Genomic DNA, 17,941 nt, shown 5'->3' on the forward strand with positions numbered 1-17,941 from the left:
GGTCAGCCGAGGGCGTCCCTCAGGCTGCGGGCCGCGTCGGCGAACCAGGCCCGGCGGTCGAGGGCGGGAGGCAGCGTCGGTCGTGCCGACGCGGCCAGGGCGAGGTCGGCATAGGTCTCCGGTCCGGCCCCGCCCGGGGCGAGGACGATGGCCCCGCCGGTCAGGAGCGCCCGGAAGCGCGGATGGTGGTCGAACTCGTCCGCGCGCGCCGGCTCGGTGACGATGACCGGGCGTCCGGCCTGGACGCAGGCCAGGATGCTGGCGCGGCGCGCGGTGAGGCCCTCGGGGAGCACGTAGGCGAAGGCGTCGACCGCGTCGAACAGGCCGAACAACTCCTCGGGCGAGGCGACGTAGCCGGAGACCACCACGGTCTCGGCGAGGCCGAGCGCCGCAACCTTGTTCCAGAAAATTTCCTCGATCCCGTCGGAGGCACGGATGAACGAACCGATGAAGACGACGAGCGGGTCGGCGCCGCGCGCCTTCAGGACGGCGGCGATGTCGAGGATCGCCTCCGGCTGCTTGCCCGGATAGATCGAGCCGAAATGACCGAGGACGAGGCGCCCCTCCTCGCGGGCGGCACGCATCCGCTCGGACAGGGCGCTCGCCACGGTGGTTCCGGGCCGCGTGATGTTCGGGGGCAGGGGCATCATCACCGCCCGCCGGGCGAGGCGGCCGATCACGGGATCGGCGGCGAGCTCCTCCCGGACCTGGGGCGACAGGAGGACGACCGTGTCGGCGAGGAGGAGGAGCGGCCTCAGGACGAGGCGGCGCAGGCGGTGCATGCCACCCCATTCGTGCAGGATCGCGACCCGCCGCCGCCGCCGCAGGAGCGCCACGGCGAAGGCGGCAGGCGGCCCGGAGAGGGCCCGCTTCCAGGCGACGACGGGCAGGTTGGCGATGACCGCGCGGCTCTTCCCCACGGCGCGCCAGATCTCGCCGAGCGGCACGCGGCCCGGCGCGAGCACGAGGGTCTCCTGAGGCTGTCCCTGACGCCGGAGCGCCTCCACCAGCTGGCCCGCGAAATCGCCGACCCCGCAGGGCGGATGCCCCGTTCCCACGAGATGGAGGCAGGGGGAGGGCGCCTTCGGCTCACCCGGTCCAGAACGGTGCATCATGCGGCGGGATTCCGGAAGAGGACGCGACCGAGCGGTCCTAGCAGGCCGTCGCTTGCGAAAGGCTTTCGCCCGACCGTCGTCGAACGGGCGAGCCTTCGACCGTCTGCCCTCCCCATGGGGTCCTGTGGTCGGTTGAAACGCATCGGGCAGGTCGCGGAGGCAGGAGACGACGGGTTCGGCCGCCCCGGCCCGCATCATGCCATGCCGGTGAGGCCGATGTCGCCCGGCATGCTAAGCTGACACGGTCATGAGCGCGCTTCCGCCCCCGCCGGCAACCGTTGCACCCGATGCCGATGCACTGTTCCGGCTCCTCGCCGGCAGACTCTCGGAGGATGACCGGGTCGCCATCGCGCGGGCCGATCACGGGCAGGATGCCGACGCGCACCTCGCCGCCCTCCGGACTTTCATCCGGGACGGCACGCTCGCGCGCCTCTCGTGGTGGCCGCGGGAGGTGCTGGAACTCACGCGCTGGGATGAGCCGGCCCATGAGGCCGCTGCAGTCGAACGGCACTGGCGGCGCGCCTTCGCCTGCGCGGCGCTCCTCCGGGCGATGAGCGAGCCGGACAACCAGGATCTCGACGGGCAGAGCCAGACGCTGGCCAGCCTGCTCGACAGCCTGCACGCTCTGGGCCGACTTCCGCGATCCCGCGCGGAGAACGCCGTCGTGGAGAAGCTGGACGACGCGGCGACGGCGTTCCTCGCCTGGCTGACACCCCGCCTCGTCGCCGACGAGGGGACGGAACTGCCGTTCTATGGGCTCGGCCTGTTGTGGTGCGCGCTTGGGACCGATGCGTCGGATGCGGACCTCGTGTGCCTCGCCGATTGGGTGATGGCGGCCGAGGCGGCCGTCGCGCGCCAGCGCGTTTCCGACGGACCGTCCAGCCATCGTTGGCTCCTCGACACGACGCCCTACGACCAGCGCCACCATCTCTGGCGCGCCATGGGGACGAGGCTGCCCGACCGGCTGGCCCCTCGGCATGGAGCGGGGTTGTCCGCCGCCGTCCGCAGGATCGCGGTCCTGCTCGCCGGCGGGGAGGGGCCAGCATCGCCCCCGGAAGGATCAGCCGTGCCATGACAGCGTATTCACGCGGCCCGCGCAGTCATCCTGTCCCGGCGGCACCGCGAATGCAAAGATTCCATCTCAATCGGATATGGTGTCCGGAAATGGATCGTCCCTGTCCCGCAGGGGGACCGACCCATCTCGTCTGAAGAGCAGCGGGCCACGATACGGATTGACCGTAGCCATGAACGACCCGATCTTCACCTCCTGGGACGAGACCCACAGCGCCCTCTGGGGCCACCAGCCCCTGCGGCTCGAGCATCGGCTGCACCAATCCCCCCTGTTCTCGCGGGAAGCCCTGGCCGACCTGATCGACGCCTATCCGAGCGACCAGTACAGCCTCGTCCATATGGGCGCGGCCGGCCAGCGCAAGTTCTGGCGCGAGGGCGAGACCGGGGGACTTCCCGGAGCGCAGGTGATCGAGTCCATCGCCCAGGGGCGGATGTGGCTCAACCTGCGCAACGTCGAGACCGTGGACCGGCGCTACCGCGACACCCTCGACGCCCTATTCGAGGAACTGGCCCGGCGGGTCCCCGGCTTCTCGCCGGCGAAATCCACCTGCGGCATCCTGATCTCGTCGCCCAACGCCCAGGTCTATTACCACGCCGACCTGCCGGGGCAGCATCTGTGGCAGATCATCGGCGCCAAGCGCGTCTACGTCTATCCCTCGACCCCGCCCTTCGTGACGCCGCGTCACCTCGAGGACATCGCCCTGTTCGATGTGGAGGTCGATATGCCCTATGCGCCCTGGTACGACGCCCATGCCCGGGTGATGGAGCTGGCGCCCGGCCAGATGCTGAGCTGGCCCCTCAACGCCCCGCACCGGGTCGAGAACCTCGACTGCCTCAACGTGTCGATGACGGTCTCCTTCGTGGACGAGCCGATCCGCCGCAAGCAGATCGTCAACCTCGCCAACGGCATGCTGCGCCATCGCTTCGGCCGGGAGCCCGCGAGCCGCGCCATCACCGGGCCGGGCTACTGGTCGAAGGCGGTGATGCAGAAGCTGCTGCGCGACAGCGCCTGGGTGAAGCGGGAGCGCGCGGCCCGCCGCGCCGTCGATTTCCGTCTCGATGCGGCCCGTCCGGGCCAGATCCTCGAACTCCCCGCTCCGGCGTGAGCGGGACGGCGCCGGCGGCCCATCGCCGGAGCGTCGCGACGTCGCGGATCGGCACGTCCGGCGCGCGGGGCTATGACGTGGCGATCGCGTCCGACTGGACGGAGCACGTCCCCGGCTGGACGGGCGCGCCGACGCCCTTTCAGGATCCGGCCTGGATCGAGACCTGGTACGAATCGCTCCAAGGCCGCGCCGGGCTGACGCCGCTCCTGGTGACGGCGCGGGACAGGGCGACGGGAGCACTCGCCCTGCACCTTCCCCTGGTGATCGACGAGACGGGACGCCGCCGCATCATCGCCTTCGCCGATCTCGGCCTCACCGATTACAACGCGCCGCTCCTCGGCCCCGCGGCTCCGAGGGACCATGCCGGCGCCCAGGCGCTGTGGCGGGCGATCGGCCCTGCACTGCCCCGGGCCGACCTCCTCTCCCTGCGCAAGATGCCGGCGACCTTCGCCGACGGCCCCAATCCGCTGTCCCTCCTCAGGGGCGCCTGCCCGTGCCCGCTCAGCGGCAACGAGGTCCGGACGGGCGAGGATTGGGAGGCCTATCATCGCAGCCTCGCCAAGACCGTGCGCAAGGAACTGGAGCGAAGCTGGCGGGTGTTCTCCCGCGAGCCCGAGACGGCCTTCCGCATCGTCACCGACCAGGACGAGGCGCAGCGGGTGCTGGAGGTGATGGCGCGCCAGCAGGAGGCGCGGATGCGCAGCCTCGGCGCCGATTACCGCCTCGACGAGGCCGAGTTCGACGCCTTCTACCGCCGTCTCGTGGAACGAGGCCTCGGCCGTGGCTACGCCGTCGTCAGCGCCCTGACATCAGGCGACGAGGTCGTCGCGGCCTTGCTCGGCATCCGCGACGCCGGCACCTACGTCATGATCCGCATCAGCAATGCCGGGGAGGGCTGGTCGAACTGCTCGCCGGGACGCCTCGTCATCGACAAGACCATGGAGGCGCTTCACGCCGAGGGCTGCCGCTCGTTCGATTTCAGCATCGGCGATTACGATTACAAACGCCGTTTCAACGTGGAGCCCCTGCCGCTCGTGGATCTCACCGTTCCCCTCGGCTGGCGCGGCCTGAAGGGCGCGGCGCGGGCGAGGCTGGTCGCGACCCTGCGCCGCTATCCCGCCCTCGACCGGCGGGTGCGGGACCTGGCCTGCCGGGCCGTCCTGCTCTGGCGGGAGCGCCGTTCGTGACGGGGCGGCGTCCCAGCACGTTCGTTGCCTGTCTAGGCCAAAAACCAGAACCCTTTTCTCCCGCCGCTGCTGTATTCCAACGCCGTGCTTTCATCTGCCGGACGGAGATAGCCCCGCATGAGCCACCCTCGTCGCCTGCATCTCGGCGCCTTCATGCGGCCGATCGGCATCCACACCGCCTGGTGGCGCTATCCCGGCGGATATCCGGACGCGAATTTCAGCTTTCCCCACCTCAAGCGCTTCGCCCAGCGCCTGGAGGCGGCCAAGTTCGACGCGTTCTTCATGGCCGACCATCTGGCGGTGATGAACATGCCCATGGCCGCGCTGAAGCGCAGCGCCACCGTGACCTCCTTCGACCCGATGACGCTGCTGCCGGCGCTCGCCGCCGTCACCGAGCGGATCGGGCTCATCGCCACGGCCTCCACGACCTATAACGAGCCCTATCATGTGGCCCGGAAGTTCGCCTCCCTCGACCATATCTCGAACGGCCGCGCCGGCTGGAACCTCGTCACCTCCGGCAACCCGGACGAGGCCCTGAATTTCGGCCGCGACGCCCATCTCGACCACGCGGTCCGCTATGCCCGCGCCCGGGAGTTCTTCGACGTGGTCACCGGCCTGTGGGATTCCTGGGCCGACGACGCCTTCATCCGCGACGTGGAGGAGGGCGTCTATTTCGACCCCGACAAGCTCCACGTCCTCGACCATGCCGGCGAGTTCCTGAAGGTGAAGGGTCCGCTCAACATCGCCCGCCCCGTCCAGGGCTGGCCGGTGATCGTGCAGGCCGGCGCATCGGAGGCCGGGCGCCAGATCGCCGCCGCGACCGCCGAGGTGGTGTTCGGCTCCGGCTCGAAACTCGCCGCCGCCCAGGACTTCTACGCCGACGTGAAAGGCAGGATGCCGGCCCTCGGCCGCGACCCGGACCATCTCAAGATCCTGCCCGGCGTCTTCATCGTCCTCGGCGCGACGCGGGAGGAGGCCGAAGCGAAGAAGGCGCGGCTCGACGCCCTGGTGCCCACCGATAGCGGGATCGCGAACCTCTCCGTGCGCCTCGGCGTCGACGCCTCCGGCTTCGACCTCGACGCGCCCCTGCCCGAGATCCCTGAGACCAACGCCAGCAAGAGCTCCCAGGCCCAGATCGTCGGCTATGCCCGCAAGACCGGGGCGACGGTGCGGGAGCTCGCCCAGCGGGTGGGCGGCTATGGCGGGCTCACCATGGTGGGCACGCCCGTTCAGGTGGCGGACGAGATGGAGGAATGGCTCCACGCCCGCGCCTGCGACGGCTTCAACGTCATGTTCCCGTTCGTTCCGGAAGGGCTCGACGACGTGGTCGATACCCTGGTGCCCGAACTCCAGCGCCGGGGCCTGTTCCGCACTGACTACAAGGGGACGACCCTGCGCGACCATCTCGGCCTGCCGCGCCCGGCCAACCGGTTCTTCCCGACCTGACGGACGGGCCGCCCTCCGACGGGGGAGGGCGGCTTTGTCGGATCAGGCGGCGCGGCGGTTGACCTGTCCCTCGGCCAGGCGCGTGAGGCGCTCGTCGGTGGCCCGCTCTTCGTCCAGGGTCTGCTGCAGCACGGCGGCGCAATCGTCCCGGCCGAGTTGCTTGGCCCAGGCGACGAGGGTGCCGTACCGCGTGATCTCGTAATGCTCCACCGCCTGGGCGGAGGCGATGAGCGCCGCATCGAGCACGGTCTTGTCGCCGATCTCGCCGGAGACTTCGTTGGTCTCCTTGATGATGCCGTCGATGGCCGGACAGGTCACGGCTTTCGGCGTCTGGCCATGCATCTCGAAGACCGTCTCCAGGCGCGCGATCTGGCCCTCGGTTTCCGTCAAGTGCGCCTCGAACCCGCTCTTGAGTTCCGGATCGGTTGCCTTGGCGATCATCTTCGGCAGCGCCTTGGTGATCTGATTCTCGGCATAATAGATGTCCTGCAGGGTATGCACGAACAGGTCGTCGAGGGTCTGGATGTCCTTGGTGAAAAGGCCCATGGCGCGTTGCTCCGTGAATGAATTCGTAACGTATCGGACAGAAGCGGCGCGCTTACTCAAGAAATAATCCGGATCATCCCCTTGCAACCATTCTTCAACGGCAAAGCTTGATTCAGATTACGTCGCGATATCGGCGCGCGCTTGCTAGGCCGGATCAAGAGATTGACGCTGCGATGGTTCCAAAACGGCATGAGGCCGGCGAGGGGCTTGGCTGCGGCAGTGCACCATCACTCACGGTCTGAAACAAATTAAGGCATGCTCGAATTACCGGCATGTACTGTTTTTCGCACGTTAAGCCGGTGCAAATATCAGACACCGCTCATATCATCACAGGACGTCGGGGGCATGAAGGCCCAGCAGCTTTTGGAGACGTTGGATCATGACTTCGAGTTCACCTCGGAATTCGGCCGAAGTCTTTGCTTTTGTGCCCAGGAAGATTGCAGCGCCGATGCGTGCCTCTTCGACAGGCACGCGCGCGGGCGGCAACGCCGTGGTGGACCTCGCCTCACGCGTCGCGCGGCCGATGGAATTGCCCAGGATGGATTTCTGTGACGGCTGGTACCATGCCGAGGCGATCCTGGACGACGGGCGTAACCGCAAGGCCTGACGGGCGCGACGCATCGCGGGACATGGTATCGCTCCGGCGCCGGAGTGCGGGACGGACCGCGCCTCCCGCGAGCCGGAGACCGTGATGAAGCCGCCGATCGGACGCGAGACCACCCTGTGCATGTCCCTGTCGGGACGCCCGGGCCATTTCGGTTCACGCTTCCACAACCGGCTCTACGAGCTCATGGGGCTCGACTACGTCTACAAGGCCTTCATCACCACCGACCTGCCCGCCGCGATCGGCGGCATCCGGGCGCTCGGCATCCGCGGCTGCGCCGTCTCCATGCCGTTCAAGGAGGCCGTGATCCCGCTGCTCGACGGGCTCGAAGCCTCGGCGGCGGCCATCCACAGCGTCAACACGGTGGTTAACGAGGCCGGCCGCCTCACCGGCTACAACACCGACTACATCGCGATCCGCCTGCTCCTTGAAAGGCATGGCATCGATCCGCGGACGCCGTTCCTCCTGCGCGGGTCGGGCGGCATGGCCAAGGCGGTCGTCGCGGCCCTGCGCGATGCGGGTTTCGCGGACGGGACGCTGGTCGCCCGCAATGAACCGGCCGGACGGGCCCTGGCGGAAAGCCATGGCTATGGCTGGCGCCCCGAGATCGGCGAGGCGCAGGCCCCGCTCCTCATCAACGTCACGCCCCTGGGCATGGAAGGGCCGGAGGCCGACGCCCTCGCCTTCCCCGCCCCTCAGATCGCCGCCTGCGCCATCGCCTTCGACGTCGTGGCGCTCCCCTCCGCGACGCCCTTCCTGCGCGCGGCCGAAACCTTGGGAAAGCGCCTCATCACCGGCCACGAGGTGGTGGTGCTGCAGGCTCTGGAACAGTTCGTCCTGTATACCGGGCGGATTCCCGGCGAGGACCAGGTGGCCGAGGCCGCGGCCTTCGCCCGTACCTGAAGCGCTCTCTCCGCACGGGGCACCCGAGCCAGGTTCCATGAGAGAAAACTAAGGGAATCCTGCAGAATATTTCCGTCTTTCGGCTTGCTTTGGCGGGTGGCGGGCAATAGGTGTCTCTCAAGCGCGGTGATGCCGCGCAACCGAGATGTCTTCTAAAGAAGACTTGCAACGCAGGAGAAACATCATGGCTTGGACTGCCCCCGTCGTTCAGGAAGTGTGTGTCGGCATGGAAGTCACCAGCTACGAGTCGGCTGAGATCGACACCTTCAACTAAGGCGTTGGGAAGCTTTCGAGCTTCCTCCGCATGACATGAGACTCCTGTCTCCGCGATGAGCCGCCTCCGGGCGGCTTTTTGCGTTTCCGATAGGGAGTGGCGCCCGCCCTCCCGCCGCCGCCTCAGGATGGCATCCGGGCGCGCGACGATGATCGCGACCTCCCTCTGACGGCTGAGACCGAGCCTGCCGAAGATCGCCTTCAGGTGGACCCGCACGGTGCCCTCGCGGATCGCGGGGGATTCCGCCGCCTGCCGGGGCGAGTTTCTCCGGCGGTAGTCCATCGCCTCCGGCGCTTCGGCCATGGCGGTCGCGCCGCCGCCGAGGCCGGCGCCGTCATAGGGCGGCCAAGCCGATGTGCGCGCGGGCACAGCGGAACGGATCGCGGTCAGCCATGAACCCTTCAGGCGCCACAGGCGCATGATCTCAAGGTGACGATCCGACCGCGACCCAGCCCAGGAACCCGACATGACCGTTCCACGTCCCTTCCGCTGGCTGTTCGCCCTCGTCACGCTGGTCATGCCGGCATCCCTGATCCAGAGCCGCCCCACCGTCGACGAAAGCGAGCGCGGCCAGACGAAAGACCCTCAGAGCCAGGTCGTCTTCCGGCACTACATCTGATCCCGGCCTCGGATCGGCCATCCAGGACGGAGCGGCGAGGGCGCTGGCTCCCTTCAGCTACGGTTCAACCAGTACGGTCTAGCTTGGGCGGCCTTACGGGAGAGGCCGCCGCGAACGCCTGGCGGCGGGATCGCGCGAGGCACGTCGCGCACCCCCGTGGAAGCCATGCTCGCTCTCCCCACAACCACCCTCGGCACGCCCCTCCTGCAGGTCCCGTCGAAGGCGTCGCCACCGCCCCGTCCCGGCGCGGAGGCGTCCCACGCCTTCCTGCGCAGCACGATGCCCGCCCTCGACCGCGCCTTCGGCCTCGAATGCGTGGCCGACCTGCCCGAGGACATGGCACGGCTGATCGCACGGCTGCAGGCCGGCCCATTGGGTGCCCCCTCGCAGGACACGGTTTCGGATACCGCCGGATCGGCGGCGGCGGCCTACGAGCAGGCCTGATCGCGGCGACGGGACCGCAAGCCGAGGCGCCGCCCTCCGGTGCGATCCGCGGGGTGCTTCACTGTCCCGGACGACGGTCATCGTGCGACGGCATCAGCGAGAATCGCGATGCGCACCGATGAAGTCGACAAAGGCCCGAAGCGGCGCGGGAAGGTAACGCCGGCCCGGATAATAGAGGAACGGGCCGGAGAAGGATTGCCACCATGGTTCCAGGACAGGCTCCAGCCTCCCGCTCTCGAGATGCGGGCGGAGCCAATCCTCGAAGAGGGTGATGATCCCGGTCCCTGCGATGGCGGCATCCACCGCGAGGTCGGTGGCGGCGCCGACCCGGACGACGAGGGGACCGCTTGGGTCGACGCGCACCACCTCACCCTCGCGCTCGAACTCCCACGCGGTCTTCGCGCCGCTCGCGAAGCGGCCGCCGATACAGGCGTGTTGGAGCAACTCCCTCGGGTGGGCGGGACGCCCATGACGGTCGAGATAGGAAGGGGAGGCGGCCGTCGCGAAGCGCTGCCGGCGCGGCCCGATGGGAACGGCGATCATGTCCTGCTCGAGCCGCTCGTCGTAGCGAATCCCGGCGTCACACCCGGCCGCCAGCACATCCACGAAACCGTCCTCGGCCACGATGTCGAGCCGGATGTCGGGATAGGCCGCGAGGAAGGGGGGTACGATCCGCGGCAGCACGAGCCGCGCCGCACTGACCGGCACGTTGAGCCTGAGCGTGCCGGCCGGGCGATCGCGAAAGCCGTTCACGACGTCCAGCGCGGCATCCACCTCGCTCAAGGCCGGCATCAGCCGTTCGAGGAGGCGTGCGCCCGCCTCGGTCGGCGCGACGCTGCGGGTCGTCCGGTTGAGGAGCCGGACGCCGAGCCTCGCCTCCAGCCGGCGGACAGCCTCGCTCAGGCCGGATGCGCTCGCGCCGCTCGCCCGTGCGCCATCGCGAAACCCGCCCGCCTCCGCGACGGCGACGAACGCCGCCAAATCCCCGAGATCCGTCGCCATCGTTCGCCCTTTCGCACATCCCGTGCGGATGAGGGCGCATTATCACGCAATCCACGAGGCACTACAGTTCCGCTCACCACACAGGAGAGACACATGACCGAGATCGCACGAGCCGGGACCTACGCCCTCGGAGACCGAACCGTAAAGCGCCTGGGCTACGGCGCGATGCAATTGGCGGGGCCGGGGGTCTTCGGGCCGCCGAAGGATCGGGCCGGGGCCATCGCGGTCCTGCGCGAAGCGGTCGCGCGCGGCGTCGACCATATCGACACCAGCGACTTCTACGGACCGCACATCACCAACCAGATCATCCGGGAAGCGCTCCACCCCTATCCCGACGACCTCGTGATCGTCACCAAGATCGGAGCAAGGCGCGGTGCCGACGCCTCCTGGAACCCGGCCTTCTCCGCCGAGGACCTCACGGGCGCCGTCCACGACAACCTGCGCAACCTCGGCGTCGAGGCGCTCGACGTCGTCAATCTCCGGATCATGCTCGACGTGCACGGGCCGGCCGAGGGCTCCATCGAAGCGCCGCTCTCCGTCCTCGCCGGTCTCCAGCGCCAGGGGCTCGTCCGCCGGATCGGGCTGAGCAACGTGACGGCACGGCAGGTGGCGGAGAGCCGATCCATCGCGCCGATCGTCTGCGTCCAGAACCAGTACAACCTGGCGCATCGGGCAGACGACGCGCTGATCGACGATCTGGCGGCATCCGGCACCGCCTACGTCCCATTCTTCCCGCTCGGCGGCTTCAGCCCGATCCAATCGACGATCCTGAGCACGGTCGCCGAAGGGCTCGGCGCGACACCGATGCAGGTGGCCCTGGCCTGGCTCCTGCGCCGCTCTCCCAACATCCTGCTGATCCCCGGCACGTCGTCGGTGGAGCACCTGCGCGAGAACCTGGCCGCGACGGACCTCGACCTGTCGGACGACACGATGGCGGCCCTCGAGCGCATCGCCCCCCGGCCCGGGGAAGGCTAACGCGCGGAGCGTCCTCGGCCGGGTGACGAGAGACTCATCGGGCGCTGCGCCGATCCCTCCGCTCGGGCGGGATCGGCGCGGCGGCAAAGGGGAGGCGCCCCGACGATCGGGCGCCCCGGATCGCCGCGACCGGAGCGGCCCGTCCCGATATCAGGCTGTCGGCACAGGCACTTCCGTCACGGATGCCCCTGCGACACTCATTCCCGAGGCAGTCAGGGATTATAAGAACAACACCCGGCCATGTGCTTGCCGAATTAAAGCACAAAGCGCTGGTATTCGTTATATCCGTCGGTCTGATCTGTCCGGCATCTTTAATCCACGGCGTCATGTGCGTGCCGACACGCCACAGAGGCAATTATTACTTCATATTGGCTTCAAGCAGAAGAAGCAGCCAAAACGCGGCGGCTTCACAAGACAAGAAAGCTGTTGCTCACATGAAGACATACATCGCCGCCCTCTCGACTGCCCTCGTCATGGGACTGGTCTCGATCTCGCCCACGACGGCGATGGAGCGCCCGTCGCGTTACACGGCGTTCGCCCCCTACGATGTCGAGACCACCAACGCGATCCGAGCCGATCGTCGGGCCCCCGCGTCGTTCGGTTGTCCCATGAGTTCGGCCGCAGAAGGCAATGCCAACCAGCAGACCCGCGAGGTCATGCAATACGGCCAGACGTCGGGCGGCAGCCGCTGCTGAACCCGGTCAGGACAGCGCCTTGGCATCGATGCTGAAAGTCTTTTCCTACTTCATGGTCGGCGTTGCATCGGTGATGTTCGCAGCAACCATCGTCGGGTCCGCCACGATACTGATGAGCTCGTAGCGCGTCGTCCCGGATCACGATCCGGATCGGCTCCTTCCCACGCGGCGGCGTCCGCTGCGGGAAAGGAGCCGATTCCTCGTGGGCGTCCCATGGCGCGCGCGGGACGCCAGTCCCGGCGGACCTTCGCCGTCCGGTCTCAGGGGCGGCGCATCTGCTTGCCGGCATAGGCAACCAGCTGGGAAAAGGCCAAGGCCGCCGCCGAGGCCTGGACCCGGCTCGGATACGGCATCGGAGAATGGGCGACCTCCTGGCCGTAGGCATCGCGCAGGGACCAGCCCCAGCGCCCGGCCCGCTCCTCCAGCAGGTCGAAATGCATGGCCCGGTCTCCGCCCGCGCGGGGCGACGGCGCGCTCGCCGCCGAACCGGCACCCGCCCGTCTCGCCATGCCCGAGGGCAGGCCGGCGGGCGCGAGATTCCCCGATATCCACAGGTCGGCCGTCTGCATCTTGACCTCCGCGCTTGAACTCTATGTTCACTATATGTTCTTACTCGCGGAGTGTCCACCATGATGGCGAACCCTGCGGCGCGGATCGTCGCCCTGAGCGGGATCGGGATGCCGGACTTCGCCGACGAGGCGGTGGCCGGCGGCAACGCCGCCCGTGCCCCTCGCCCGTCCGCCGGGGGCGTGCCGCGGGGCGCCATCGGGGGCGCATCGCCCCGTTCGGCGGCCTGACATGGAGCGCCTCTGCGACGTGAGGGCCGCGCACCTCGTCATCGCCTGCGGCCCCTGCGAGCGTCGGGGCGTCTACCGTGTCGCCCGCCTGCGCGAGCGGTTCGGCGATCACGCCTCGATCCTGGACGTCTACCTGAGCCTGACGCAGACCTGCCGCTGGCAGCGCGAGGTCGGCAGCAGGCAGCCCAATGTCTACGCGGCAGGATGCCGGGCCAGGCTCGACACGTCGGGCTGGGCCGTCGCGAAGGGCCTGCCCTCGCGGACTTGAAGGGCCTCGCACAACTCCCGGTCACCGTCGGTTCTCGCTCAACGCACGACGGCGCAGCGGGAGTTTGGTGAGAGACACCGGGGCGAAGGGCGATCCCCCGACGCCACCGAATCCGGTGCGAACAAGAGTCAGGCGTCGTCTTCGCGGCCGAACACCTCGCCCTCTTCGGCGAGCCGGGCATCCGCCTCGTCCGTCCGCAGCTCCAGCAGGGCGCGGTACTCCCGCAGCCGCTGCCGGAGCCGCGTGCCCGCCTCCGTGCTATCGGCCGGCTCATCCGGACCGAGGGCGCGCCCCTCGATCGCCTCCGAGGTCCGCCGGTCGACGGCCGCGCGGTCCGCCTCGCTCCATCCGGCCGGATCGCCGAGGCCGAGTTCCGCCGCAATCAGGACCGCGATCTCCTCGCGCTTCTCATCCAGTTCCGACATCGCCACCCCCATCCCCTCGACTCCGGTGCCCTGATGATCGGGCACCTTGCCGCCGGGGAGCAAGGGGAGGGATGCCGGAAGGCGGATGGGGCGCTGGTCAATCCGCCACCGCCCTGTCATGGCTGGCCGGTGACCGATGATCCCAGCAACGCCCATCCCCTGCGGCCCTCCCGGCTCGGATGGTCCGATTTCTTCGAGGAGCAACGTGAACCGGCCGAGGCCGGTCTCGTGCCCATGCGGATCGCCACGGTCCACCGCTCCCGCCTGACCGCCCTGTCCCTCACGGGGCCGGTGGGGCTGGGTCTCCCGGTCCATACCCAGACCGGCGATTTCGCCGTGGGGGATTGGGTCCTGGTCGAGCCCGAGACCGGGACGATGCGCCGCCGCCTGTCGCGCCGGAGCGTGCTGCAGCGGCGCAACGAGGGCGGAGGCCCGCTGCAGCTGGCCGCGGCCAATGTCGACACCCTGTTCGTCGTCACGTCCTGCAACGCGGATTTCAACATCGCCCGGCTGGAGCGCTACCTGGCGCTGGCCAACCAGGGAGGCACGAATCCCGTCATCGTCCTCACCAAGGCCGACATGGCGCCCGATGCCGAGACCTACCGGCGGCAGGCCGCGGGCCTGCAGCGCGACCTCGCCGTCGTGACGGTCAATCCGCGTCTCCCCGACGCCGTGACGCGCCTCGCCCCCTGGTGCGGCGAGGGGCTGACCGTGGCGGTCGTCGGTTCCTCGGGGGTCGGGAAATCGACCCTGGTCAACACCCTCGCCGGACCGGACCAGGATCTCCCCCAGGAAACCGGCGGAATCCGTGAACACGACGCCAAGGGGCGCCATACCACCACGTCGCGCTCCCTCCATGCCATCGCGGGCGGCGGCTGGGTCATCGATACGCCGGGGATGCGCACGCTGCATGTGAGCGACGCGGCGGAGGGCATCGACACCCTGTTCGCCGAGATCGTCGAGCTGGCGCCCTCCTGCCGGTTCCGCGACTGCACCCACGCCCATGAGCCGGGCTGCGCGGTTCAGGCCGCCGTGGCGGACGGCGCCCTCGATCCCGAACGCCTGACCCGGTGGCGCAAGCTCCTCGACGAGAACCGGACCAACACCCCGGTGGTCACCGGGCCGCGCGGCAACCGTCGCCGCTGACCTCCCCCCGACTTCACCCGACCTCCCGCGGACACCACTCGCCGAATGCTCCTTCCCGACCGAACCCTCGTCATCGTCCGCCACGGGCAGAGCCTCGACAACGAGCACGACCTCTTCTCCGGCATCCGCGACCCCGATCTGACGGAACGGGGCGTCGGCGAGGCGCGGAGCTGCGGGCGCCGAATGAGAGAGGTCGGGCTCGCCTTCGACCTCGCCTTCACCAGCGAGCTGACGCGGGCGCGGCGCACCCTCAGCCTCATCCTGTCGGAGCTCGGACAGCTCGACCTTGCCGTCCACCGGAGCGCCGCGCTGAACGAGCGCGATTACGGTGAGCTCGCCGGGCTGAACAAGCGGGAATCCCAGGAGCGTTGGGGTGTCGCGCAGGTCCGCGCCTGGCGAAAATCCTTCGATGCGGTGCCGCCGGGCGGCGAGAGCCTGGCGATGACCGCCGACCGACTGCTGCCCTACTATCGGGACGAGATCGAATCCCGGGTGCGCGGGGGCCAGCGGGTCCTCCTGGTGGCGCACGGCAATTCGTTGCGGGCGCTGATCATGCATCTCGACCGGATCAGTGCCGACGCGGTCGCCGACGTGCATCTCGCCACGGCCCAGACCCTGGCCTATCGCCTCGACGAGCGGGGCGGGGTGGTGGAGAAACGGCCGATCTCCGCCTGAGCCACGAGGACACGGGCGGGACGGCGAGGCGCCCCCCGAACGGCGTCAGCGGGTCCGCAAGGCGTCCCGGTCCCGCGCGAGCTGGCGCCGCGTCCGCATGGGCTCCAGGTTCGAGAGGGACATCAGCCGATACCCGAAGGCAAAGAGACCCAGGGTCACGGCGGCGAAGGCGCCGCCGACGATCAGCGCCGCGACCGCCTCGGAGCCGAGGAGGAGCCCCAGCCCTTTGACGATCGCCACCAGGAGCACGAACAATCCGATCAGGACGAAGAGGGCCGCCATCAGGAACAGGATGAGCGGACGCGCCACCTGCCCGACCGCCGATCCGACCTCGGCCCGGAACAGGGCGAGGTGCTTGGAGAGGAGGATCTGGGTTTGCCCGATCGCGTCGCCGACGAGGAGCGGGAGGCTCTTGTCATCCCGGCGGTTCATGCATCCCCTCTCATCGACGTGTTCCGACCAGGCCCCGGCCGGTCCGTGCACAGACAAGCGAGATAGGGCGCCGGGGTTGCGCGGCAATCGCCGCACATTCCGGCCCGGTGCCGGCCTCAGATCGCGAGCCCGAGCTGGCGCGGTCCCTCCGTCTCGCCCTGCTGCAGGCCCGACAGGGAGACACCGAGCAGGCGAACGCTGCGGCGGAGCGGGAACACCGTGCGGAGCAGCCCCAGCACCGAGAGCATCATCGCATCGCGGCCGGCGACCGGGGCCTCGAAGGACTGCGCCCGCGTGATCTGGACGAAATCCGAGAATTTGACCTTCAGCGTGACGGTGCGTCCCGAGACGCCCTTGGCGGCGCAGGAGGTCCAGACCTTGTCGATCAGCGGCGCCAGTCGCTCCGCCATGGCGTCGAACTCGGTGAGATCCTCCGAGAAGGTGGTCTCCGCCCCCACCGACTTGCGGATTCGGTGAGCGCGGACCTGCCGCTCGTCGATGCCGCGCGCCACCGCATGATAATAGGCCGCCGAGCTGCCGAAGGCCGCCTGCAGTTCTTCCAGGGAGCGGGCCTTCAAGTCGCGGCCGGTGAGGATGCCGAGGCGCTTCATCTTCGCCTCGGTGACGGGGCCGACGCCGTGGAACCGGCCGATGGCCAGGTCCTCGACGAAACCCGGCCCCATCACCGGCGTGATCACGAACAGCGCGTCGGGCTTGCGGAAGTCCGAGGCGACCTTGGCGAGGAATTTGTTGTAGGAGACGCCGGCCGAGGCCACGAGGCCGGTCCGCGCGAGGATCTCCGCCCGGATCACCCGCGCCACCTCGGTGGCCGTGGCCAGCCCCTGCAGGTTCTCGGTGACGTCGAGATAGGCCTCGTCGAGGGCGACCGGCTCGATGATCGCGGTATGTTCGGCGAACACCGCGCGGATCTCCTCCGAGATCGCCCGGTAGACCTCGAAGCGCGGCTTGACGAAGACGAGGTCGGGGCACAGGCGCCGGGCGGTGACCGAGGGCATGGCCGAGCGGACCCCGAAGACCCGTGCCTCGTAGCTGGCGGCGGCCACCACGCCGCGCTCGCGCGAGCCGCCGACCGCGAGGGGGCGCCCCCGCAGGGCCGGATCGTCCCGCTGCTCCACGGACGCGTAGAACGCATCCATGTCGATATGGATGATCTTACGGACGGGGCTCTCGTCGCCGGGACTCGACATCGGATCGGGCTGTCACATCGGAGCGCGGGCCATGTGCCGTCATCGCGGGGACGGCACTGCGTTCGGTTTTTGTTCCTCGCGGTTTCAAGGTCCCGGGTCAACCGGCTGCGGCGGGCGCCGTGGTCTGGACTTTCCCATGGCGGGGCGCATGATGCCCCCCCGGTTCTCCCGTGCCGTGCGGGGAGCGGCCGGAACCGGGCCGTCGTCCCCGGCGGCATGTCGGGCGCGCTCCGCCCGACCGGCTCGGTGCCGGAACGACCACCATGATGGAGGAGGACGGCATTCCTCCGCATCCTGGCGCTACGCGTCTCGAACCGGGCATGGGAGAACGACGATGCCGAGCGACTCAGAGCCAAGCGCCTCAGAGCCAAGAGCCTCGAAGCCAAGCGCCTCAGAGCCAAGAGTTTCGCAAAGCGTCCCTCACAGGCTCCCGCTGCGCCGTCGTGTCCCGAGCGGGAACCGACCGTGACCGGGAGTGTCGTGCGGCAGGCCGGGCGGGCTCTCCGGGGGCGGCGCATCCTGGTGGTGGAAGACGAGTACTTCCTGGCCGATGAACTGGCGCGGGGCCTGGCCGGGGCGGAGGCCGAGGTGGTCGGTCCCATCGCCACCGCGCAGGGCGCCCTCGACCTCCTCGAAGGCCCGGCTCCGCCCGACGCGGCCATCCTGGACGTGAACCTCGCAGGCGAGGACGTGTACCCGGTGGCCGATGCGCTCCTCGCCCTCGGAATCCCGTTCCTGTTCACCACCGGCTACGACCAGGCGACGATCCTCGGCCGCCACGCGTCGGTCCGGCGGCTGGAGAAGCCGGTGGATACCGCGACGGTGTTGCGCGCGCTCGACCTCATCCTCGCCGATCGGGCATCACGGACGGGCGCGGCCGAATGGCGTTCGCACGGCCCCTCGGCCCCGGAATGGGGGACGCGCGCGCAGTCGCGGGAATTTGATCGCATCCTTGCGCGGGAGTAGGCTTCGCGATGCGTCGGTACGCCTGACTGCCGCGACT

Annotated in this window: 23 protein-coding genes; 16 read left to right on the forward strand and 7 right to left on the reverse strand. The window is 69.3% G+C overall.

All coding sequences use genetic code 11. The features are described 5' to 3' along the window. Positions 1 to 2: 2 nt before the first annotated feature. Positions 3 to 1,115 carry a hypothetical protein gene (locus MKK51_RS22875; RefSeq protein ID WP_243981281.1) on the reverse strand — a complete coding sequence of 371 codons (1,113 nt, stop codon included), beginning with the start codon at positions 1,113 to 1,115 and terminating at the stop codon, positions 3 to 5. A 247-nt stretch (positions 1,116 to 1,362) separates the two neighbouring features. Between MKK51_RS22875 and MKK51_RS22880 the strand changes: the two genes are divergently transcribed. The 4 genes from MKK51_RS22880 (at position 1,363) to MKK51_RS22895 (ending at position 5,925) form a co-directional block, all read left to right on the forward strand. Further along, on the forward strand, positions 1,363 to 2,190 hold the full coding sequence (locus MKK51_RS22880; RefSeq protein ID WP_243981290.1) for a hypothetical protein: 828 nt from the start codon (positions 1,363 to 1,365) through the stop codon (positions 2,188 to 2,190). Positions 2,191 to 2,359: 169 nt separating this feature from the next. Then, positions 2,360 to 3,292, forward strand: a complete 933-nt coding sequence (locus tag MKK51_RS22885; RefSeq protein WP_243981292.1) for a hypothetical protein — start codon at positions 2,360 to 2,362, stop codon at positions 3,290 to 3,292. Continuing rightward, on the forward strand, positions 3,289 to 4,479 hold the full coding sequence (locus tag MKK51_RS27445) for a GNAT family N-acetyltransferase (protein WP_243981294.1): 1,191 nt from the start codon (positions 3,289 to 3,291) through the stop codon (positions 4,477 to 4,479). Before MKK51_RS22885 ends, MKK51_RS27445 begins: the two co-directional genes overlap by 4 nt. A 117-nt stretch (positions 4,480 to 4,596) precedes the next feature. After that, complete coding sequence (locus tag MKK51_RS22895) at positions 4,597 to 5,925, forward strand: LLM class flavin-dependent oxidoreductase (protein ID WP_243981296.1); 1,329 nt, start codon at positions 4,597 to 4,599, stop codon at positions 5,923 to 5,925. A gap of 42 nt (positions 5,926 to 5,967) precedes the next feature. On the opposite strand, the gene MKK51_RS22900 is transcribed toward MKK51_RS22895, so the two are convergent. Further along, on the reverse strand, positions 5,968 to 6,471 hold the full coding sequence (locus tag MKK51_RS22900) for a ferritin-like domain-containing protein (RefSeq protein WP_243981298.1): 504 nt from the start codon (positions 6,469 to 6,471) through the stop codon (positions 5,968 to 5,970). Between the two features lie 448 nt (positions 6,472 to 6,919). Here MKK51_RS22900 and MKK51_RS22905 point away from each other — a divergent pair, with 448 nt between their 5' ends. The 5 genes from MKK51_RS22905 (at position 6,920) to MKK51_RS22925 (ending at position 9,315) form a co-directional block, all read left to right on the forward strand. Next, entirely contained in the window at positions 6,920 to 7,078 is a 159-nt protein-coding gene (locus MKK51_RS22905; protein ID WP_243981300.1) for a DUF2735 domain-containing protein, read from the forward strand. Between the two features lie 84 nt (positions 7,079 to 7,162). Next, on the forward strand, positions 7,163 to 7,978 hold the full coding sequence (locus MKK51_RS22910) for a shikimate 5-dehydrogenase (RefSeq protein ID WP_243981302.1): 816 nt from the start codon (positions 7,163 to 7,165) through the stop codon (positions 7,976 to 7,978). Positions 7,979 to 8,162: 184 nt separating this feature from the next. Then, on the forward strand, positions 8,163 to 8,252 hold the full coding sequence (pqqA, locus tag MKK51_RS22915) for a pyrroloquinoline quinone precursor peptide PqqA (protein ID WP_018043773.1): 90 nt from the start codon (positions 8,163 to 8,165) through the stop codon (positions 8,250 to 8,252). 466 nt (positions 8,253 to 8,718) lie between these two features. After that, positions 8,719 to 8,871 carry a hypothetical protein gene (locus MKK51_RS22920; protein WP_243981303.1) on the forward strand — a complete coding sequence of 51 codons (153 nt, stop codon included), beginning with the start codon at positions 8,719 to 8,721 and terminating at the stop codon, positions 8,869 to 8,871. A 165-nt stretch (positions 8,872 to 9,036) separates the two neighbouring features. Continuing rightward, positions 9,037 to 9,315: a hypothetical protein gene (locus tag MKK51_RS22925; RefSeq protein WP_243981305.1), complete on the forward strand. Its 279-nt coding sequence runs from the start codon at positions 9,037 to 9,039 to the stop codon at positions 9,313 to 9,315. Positions 9,316 to 9,408: 93 nt separating this feature from the next. Here MKK51_RS22925 and MKK51_RS22930 read toward each other — a convergent pair whose 3' ends face one another. Next, the gene (locus MKK51_RS22930) at positions 9,409 to 10,317 is read right to left on the reverse strand and encodes a LysR family transcriptional regulator (RefSeq protein WP_243981307.1); all 909 of its coding nucleotides are present in this window, start codon (positions 10,315 to 10,317) and stop codon (positions 9,409 to 9,411) included. A 93-nt stretch (positions 10,318 to 10,410) separates the two neighbouring features. Between MKK51_RS22930 and MKK51_RS22935 the strand changes: the two genes are divergently transcribed. After that, entirely contained in the window at positions 10,411 to 11,292 is an 882-nt protein-coding gene (locus MKK51_RS22935; RefSeq protein ID WP_243981309.1) for an aldo/keto reductase family oxidoreductase, read from the forward strand. Positions 11,293 to 11,726: 434 nt separating this feature from the next. Beyond that, entirely contained in the window at positions 11,727 to 11,987 is a 261-nt protein-coding gene (locus MKK51_RS22940) for a hypothetical protein (protein WP_243981310.1), read from the forward strand. A 260-nt stretch (positions 11,988 to 12,247) separates the two neighbouring features. Here the strand turns inward: MKK51_RS22940 and MKK51_RS22945 are convergent, their stop codons facing one another. Next, entirely contained in the window at positions 12,248 to 12,556 is a 309-nt protein-coding gene (locus MKK51_RS22945; RefSeq protein WP_243981312.1) for a hypothetical protein, read from the reverse strand. A 60-nt stretch (positions 12,557 to 12,616) separates the two neighbouring features. Between MKK51_RS22945 and MKK51_RS22950 the strand changes: the two genes are divergently transcribed. Both MKK51_RS22950 and MKK51_RS22955 read left to right on the forward strand, forming a co-directional pair. Continuing rightward, a complete protein-coding gene (locus MKK51_RS22950; RefSeq protein WP_243981314.1) occupies positions 12,617 to 12,784 on the forward strand; it encodes a hypothetical protein in 168 nt (55 codons plus the stop codon). Position 12,785: 1 nt separating this feature from the next. After that, on the forward strand, positions 12,786 to 13,052 hold the full coding sequence (locus MKK51_RS22955) for a hypothetical protein (protein ID WP_243981315.1): 267 nt from the start codon (positions 12,786 to 12,788) through the stop codon (positions 13,050 to 13,052). Positions 13,053 to 13,180: 128 nt separating this feature from the next. Here MKK51_RS22955 and MKK51_RS22960 read toward each other — a convergent pair whose 3' ends face one another. Continuing rightward, positions 13,181 to 13,477 carry a hypothetical protein gene (locus tag MKK51_RS22960; RefSeq protein WP_243981316.1) on the reverse strand — a complete coding sequence of 99 codons (297 nt, stop codon included), beginning with the start codon at positions 13,475 to 13,477 and terminating at the stop codon, positions 13,181 to 13,183. A gap of 33 nt (positions 13,478 to 13,510) precedes the next feature. On the opposite strand from MKK51_RS22960, the gene rsgA reads away from it, so the two are divergent. Then, on the forward strand, positions 13,511 to 14,623 hold the full coding sequence (gene rsgA / locus MKK51_RS22965; RefSeq protein ID WP_243981322.1) for a ribosome small subunit-dependent GTPase A: 1,113 nt from the start codon (positions 13,511 to 13,513) through the stop codon (positions 14,621 to 14,623). Positions 14,624 to 14,668: 45 nt separating this feature from the next. Further along, positions 14,669 to 15,298 carry a 2,3-bisphosphoglycerate-dependent phosphoglycerate mutase gene (locus MKK51_RS22970; protein ID WP_243981323.1) on the forward strand — a complete coding sequence of 210 codons (630 nt, stop codon included), beginning with the start codon at positions 14,669 to 14,671 and terminating at the stop codon, positions 15,296 to 15,298. 45 nt (positions 15,299 to 15,343) lie between these two features. On the opposite strand, the gene MKK51_RS22975 is transcribed toward MKK51_RS22970, so the two are convergent. Continuing rightward, positions 15,344 to 15,730 (reverse strand): phage holin family protein, encoded by a 387-nt coding sequence (locus MKK51_RS22975; protein ID WP_243981325.1) that lies wholly within the window; start codon positions 15,728 to 15,730, stop codon positions 15,344 to 15,346. Between the two features lie 116 nt (positions 15,731 to 15,846). Continuing rightward, positions 15,847 to 16,938, reverse strand: coding sequence for a DNA polymerase IV (gene dinB / locus MKK51_RS22980; RefSeq protein ID WP_243981327.1), 1,092 nt, complete (start codon positions 16,936 to 16,938; stop codon positions 15,847 to 15,849). Positions 16,939 to 17,403: 465 nt separating this feature from the next. Here dinB and MKK51_RS22985 point away from each other — a divergent pair, with 465 nt between their 5' ends. Continuing rightward, a complete protein-coding gene (locus tag MKK51_RS22985; RefSeq protein ID WP_313898832.1) occupies positions 17,404 to 17,904 on the forward strand; it encodes a response regulator in 501 nt (166 codons plus the stop codon). Positions 17,905 to 17,941 lie beyond the last annotated feature (37 nt).

It is taken from the genome of Methylobacterium sp. E-045, from assembly GCF_022829685.1.
Classification (GTDB): Bacteria; Pseudomonadota; Alphaproteobacteria; order Rhizobiales; family Beijerinckiaceae; genus Methylobacterium.

Bases quoted from the DNA above. Each gene is read 5' to 3' on its own strand.
- MKK51_RS22875 (WP_243981281.1), bottom strand. From the start codon at position 1,115: ATGATGCACCGTTCTGGACCGGGTGAGCCGAAGGCGCCCTCCCCCTGC.
- MKK51_RS22880 (WP_243981290.1), top strand. From the start codon at position 1,363: ATGAGCGCGCTTCCGCCCCCGCCGGCAACCGTTGCACCCGATGCCGAT.
- MKK51_RS22885 (WP_243981292.1), top strand. From the start codon at position 2,360: ATGAACGACCCGATCTTCACCTCCTGGGACGAGACCCACAGCGCCCTC.
- MKK51_RS22895 (WP_243981296.1), top strand. From the start codon at position 4,597: ATGAGCCACCCTCGTCGCCTGCATCTCGGCGCCTTCATGCGGCCGATC.
- MKK51_RS22900 (WP_243981298.1), bottom strand. From the start codon at position 6,471: ATGGGCCTTTTCACCAAGGACATCCAGACCCTCGACGACCTGTTCGTG.
- MKK51_RS22905 (WP_243981300.1), top strand. From the start codon at position 6,920: ATGCGTGCCTCTTCGACAGGCACGCGCGCGGGCGGCAACGCCGTGGTG.
- MKK51_RS22910 (WP_243981302.1), top strand. From the start codon at position 7,163: ATGAAGCCGCCGATCGGACGCGAGACCACCCTGTGCATGTCCCTGTCG.
- pqqA (WP_018043773.1), top strand. From the start codon at position 8,163: ATGGCTTGGACTGCCCCCGTCGTTCAGGAAGTGTGTGTCGGCATGGAA.
- MKK51_RS22920 (WP_243981303.1), top strand. From the start codon at position 8,719: ATGACCGTTCCACGTCCCTTCCGCTGGCTGTTCGCCCTCGTCACGCTG.
- MKK51_RS22925 (WP_243981305.1), top strand. From the start codon at position 9,037: ATGCTCGCTCTCCCCACAACCACCCTCGGCACGCCCCTCCTGCAGGTC.
- MKK51_RS22930 (WP_243981307.1), bottom strand. From the start codon at position 10,317: ATGGCGACGGATCTCGGGGATTTGGCGGCGTTCGTCGCCGTCGCGGAG.
- MKK51_RS22935 (WP_243981309.1), top strand. From the start codon at position 10,411: ATGACCGAGATCGCACGAGCCGGGACCTACGCCCTCGGAGACCGAACC.
- MKK51_RS22940 (WP_243981310.1), top strand. From the start codon at position 11,727: ATGAAGACATACATCGCCGCCCTCTCGACTGCCCTCGTCATGGGACTG.
- MKK51_RS22945 (WP_243981312.1), bottom strand. From the start codon at position 12,556: ATGCAGACGGCCGACCTGTGGATATCGGGGAATCTCGCGCCCGCCGGC.
- MKK51_RS22950 (WP_243981314.1), top strand. From the start codon at position 12,617: ATGATGGCGAACCCTGCGGCGCGGATCGTCGCCCTGAGCGGGATCGGG.
- MKK51_RS22955 (WP_243981315.1), top strand. From the start codon at position 12,786: ATGGAGCGCCTCTGCGACGTGAGGGCCGCGCACCTCGTCATCGCCTGC.
- MKK51_RS22960 (WP_243981316.1), bottom strand. From the start codon at position 13,477: ATGTCGGAACTGGATGAGAAGCGCGAGGAGATCGCGGTCCTGATTGCG.
- rsgA (WP_243981322.1), top strand. From the start codon at position 13,511: ATGATCGGGCACCTTGCCGCCGGGGAGCAAGGGGAGGGATGCCGGAAG.
- MKK51_RS22970 (WP_243981323.1), top strand. From the start codon at position 14,669: ATGCTCCTTCCCGACCGAACCCTCGTCATCGTCCGCCACGGGCAGAGC.
- MKK51_RS22975 (WP_243981325.1), bottom strand. From the start codon at position 15,730: ATGAACCGCCGGGATGACAAGAGCCTCCCGCTCCTCGTCGGCGACGCG.
- dinB (WP_243981327.1), bottom strand. From the start codon at position 16,938: ATGTCGAGTCCCGGCGACGAGAGCCCCGTCCGTAAGATCATCCATATC.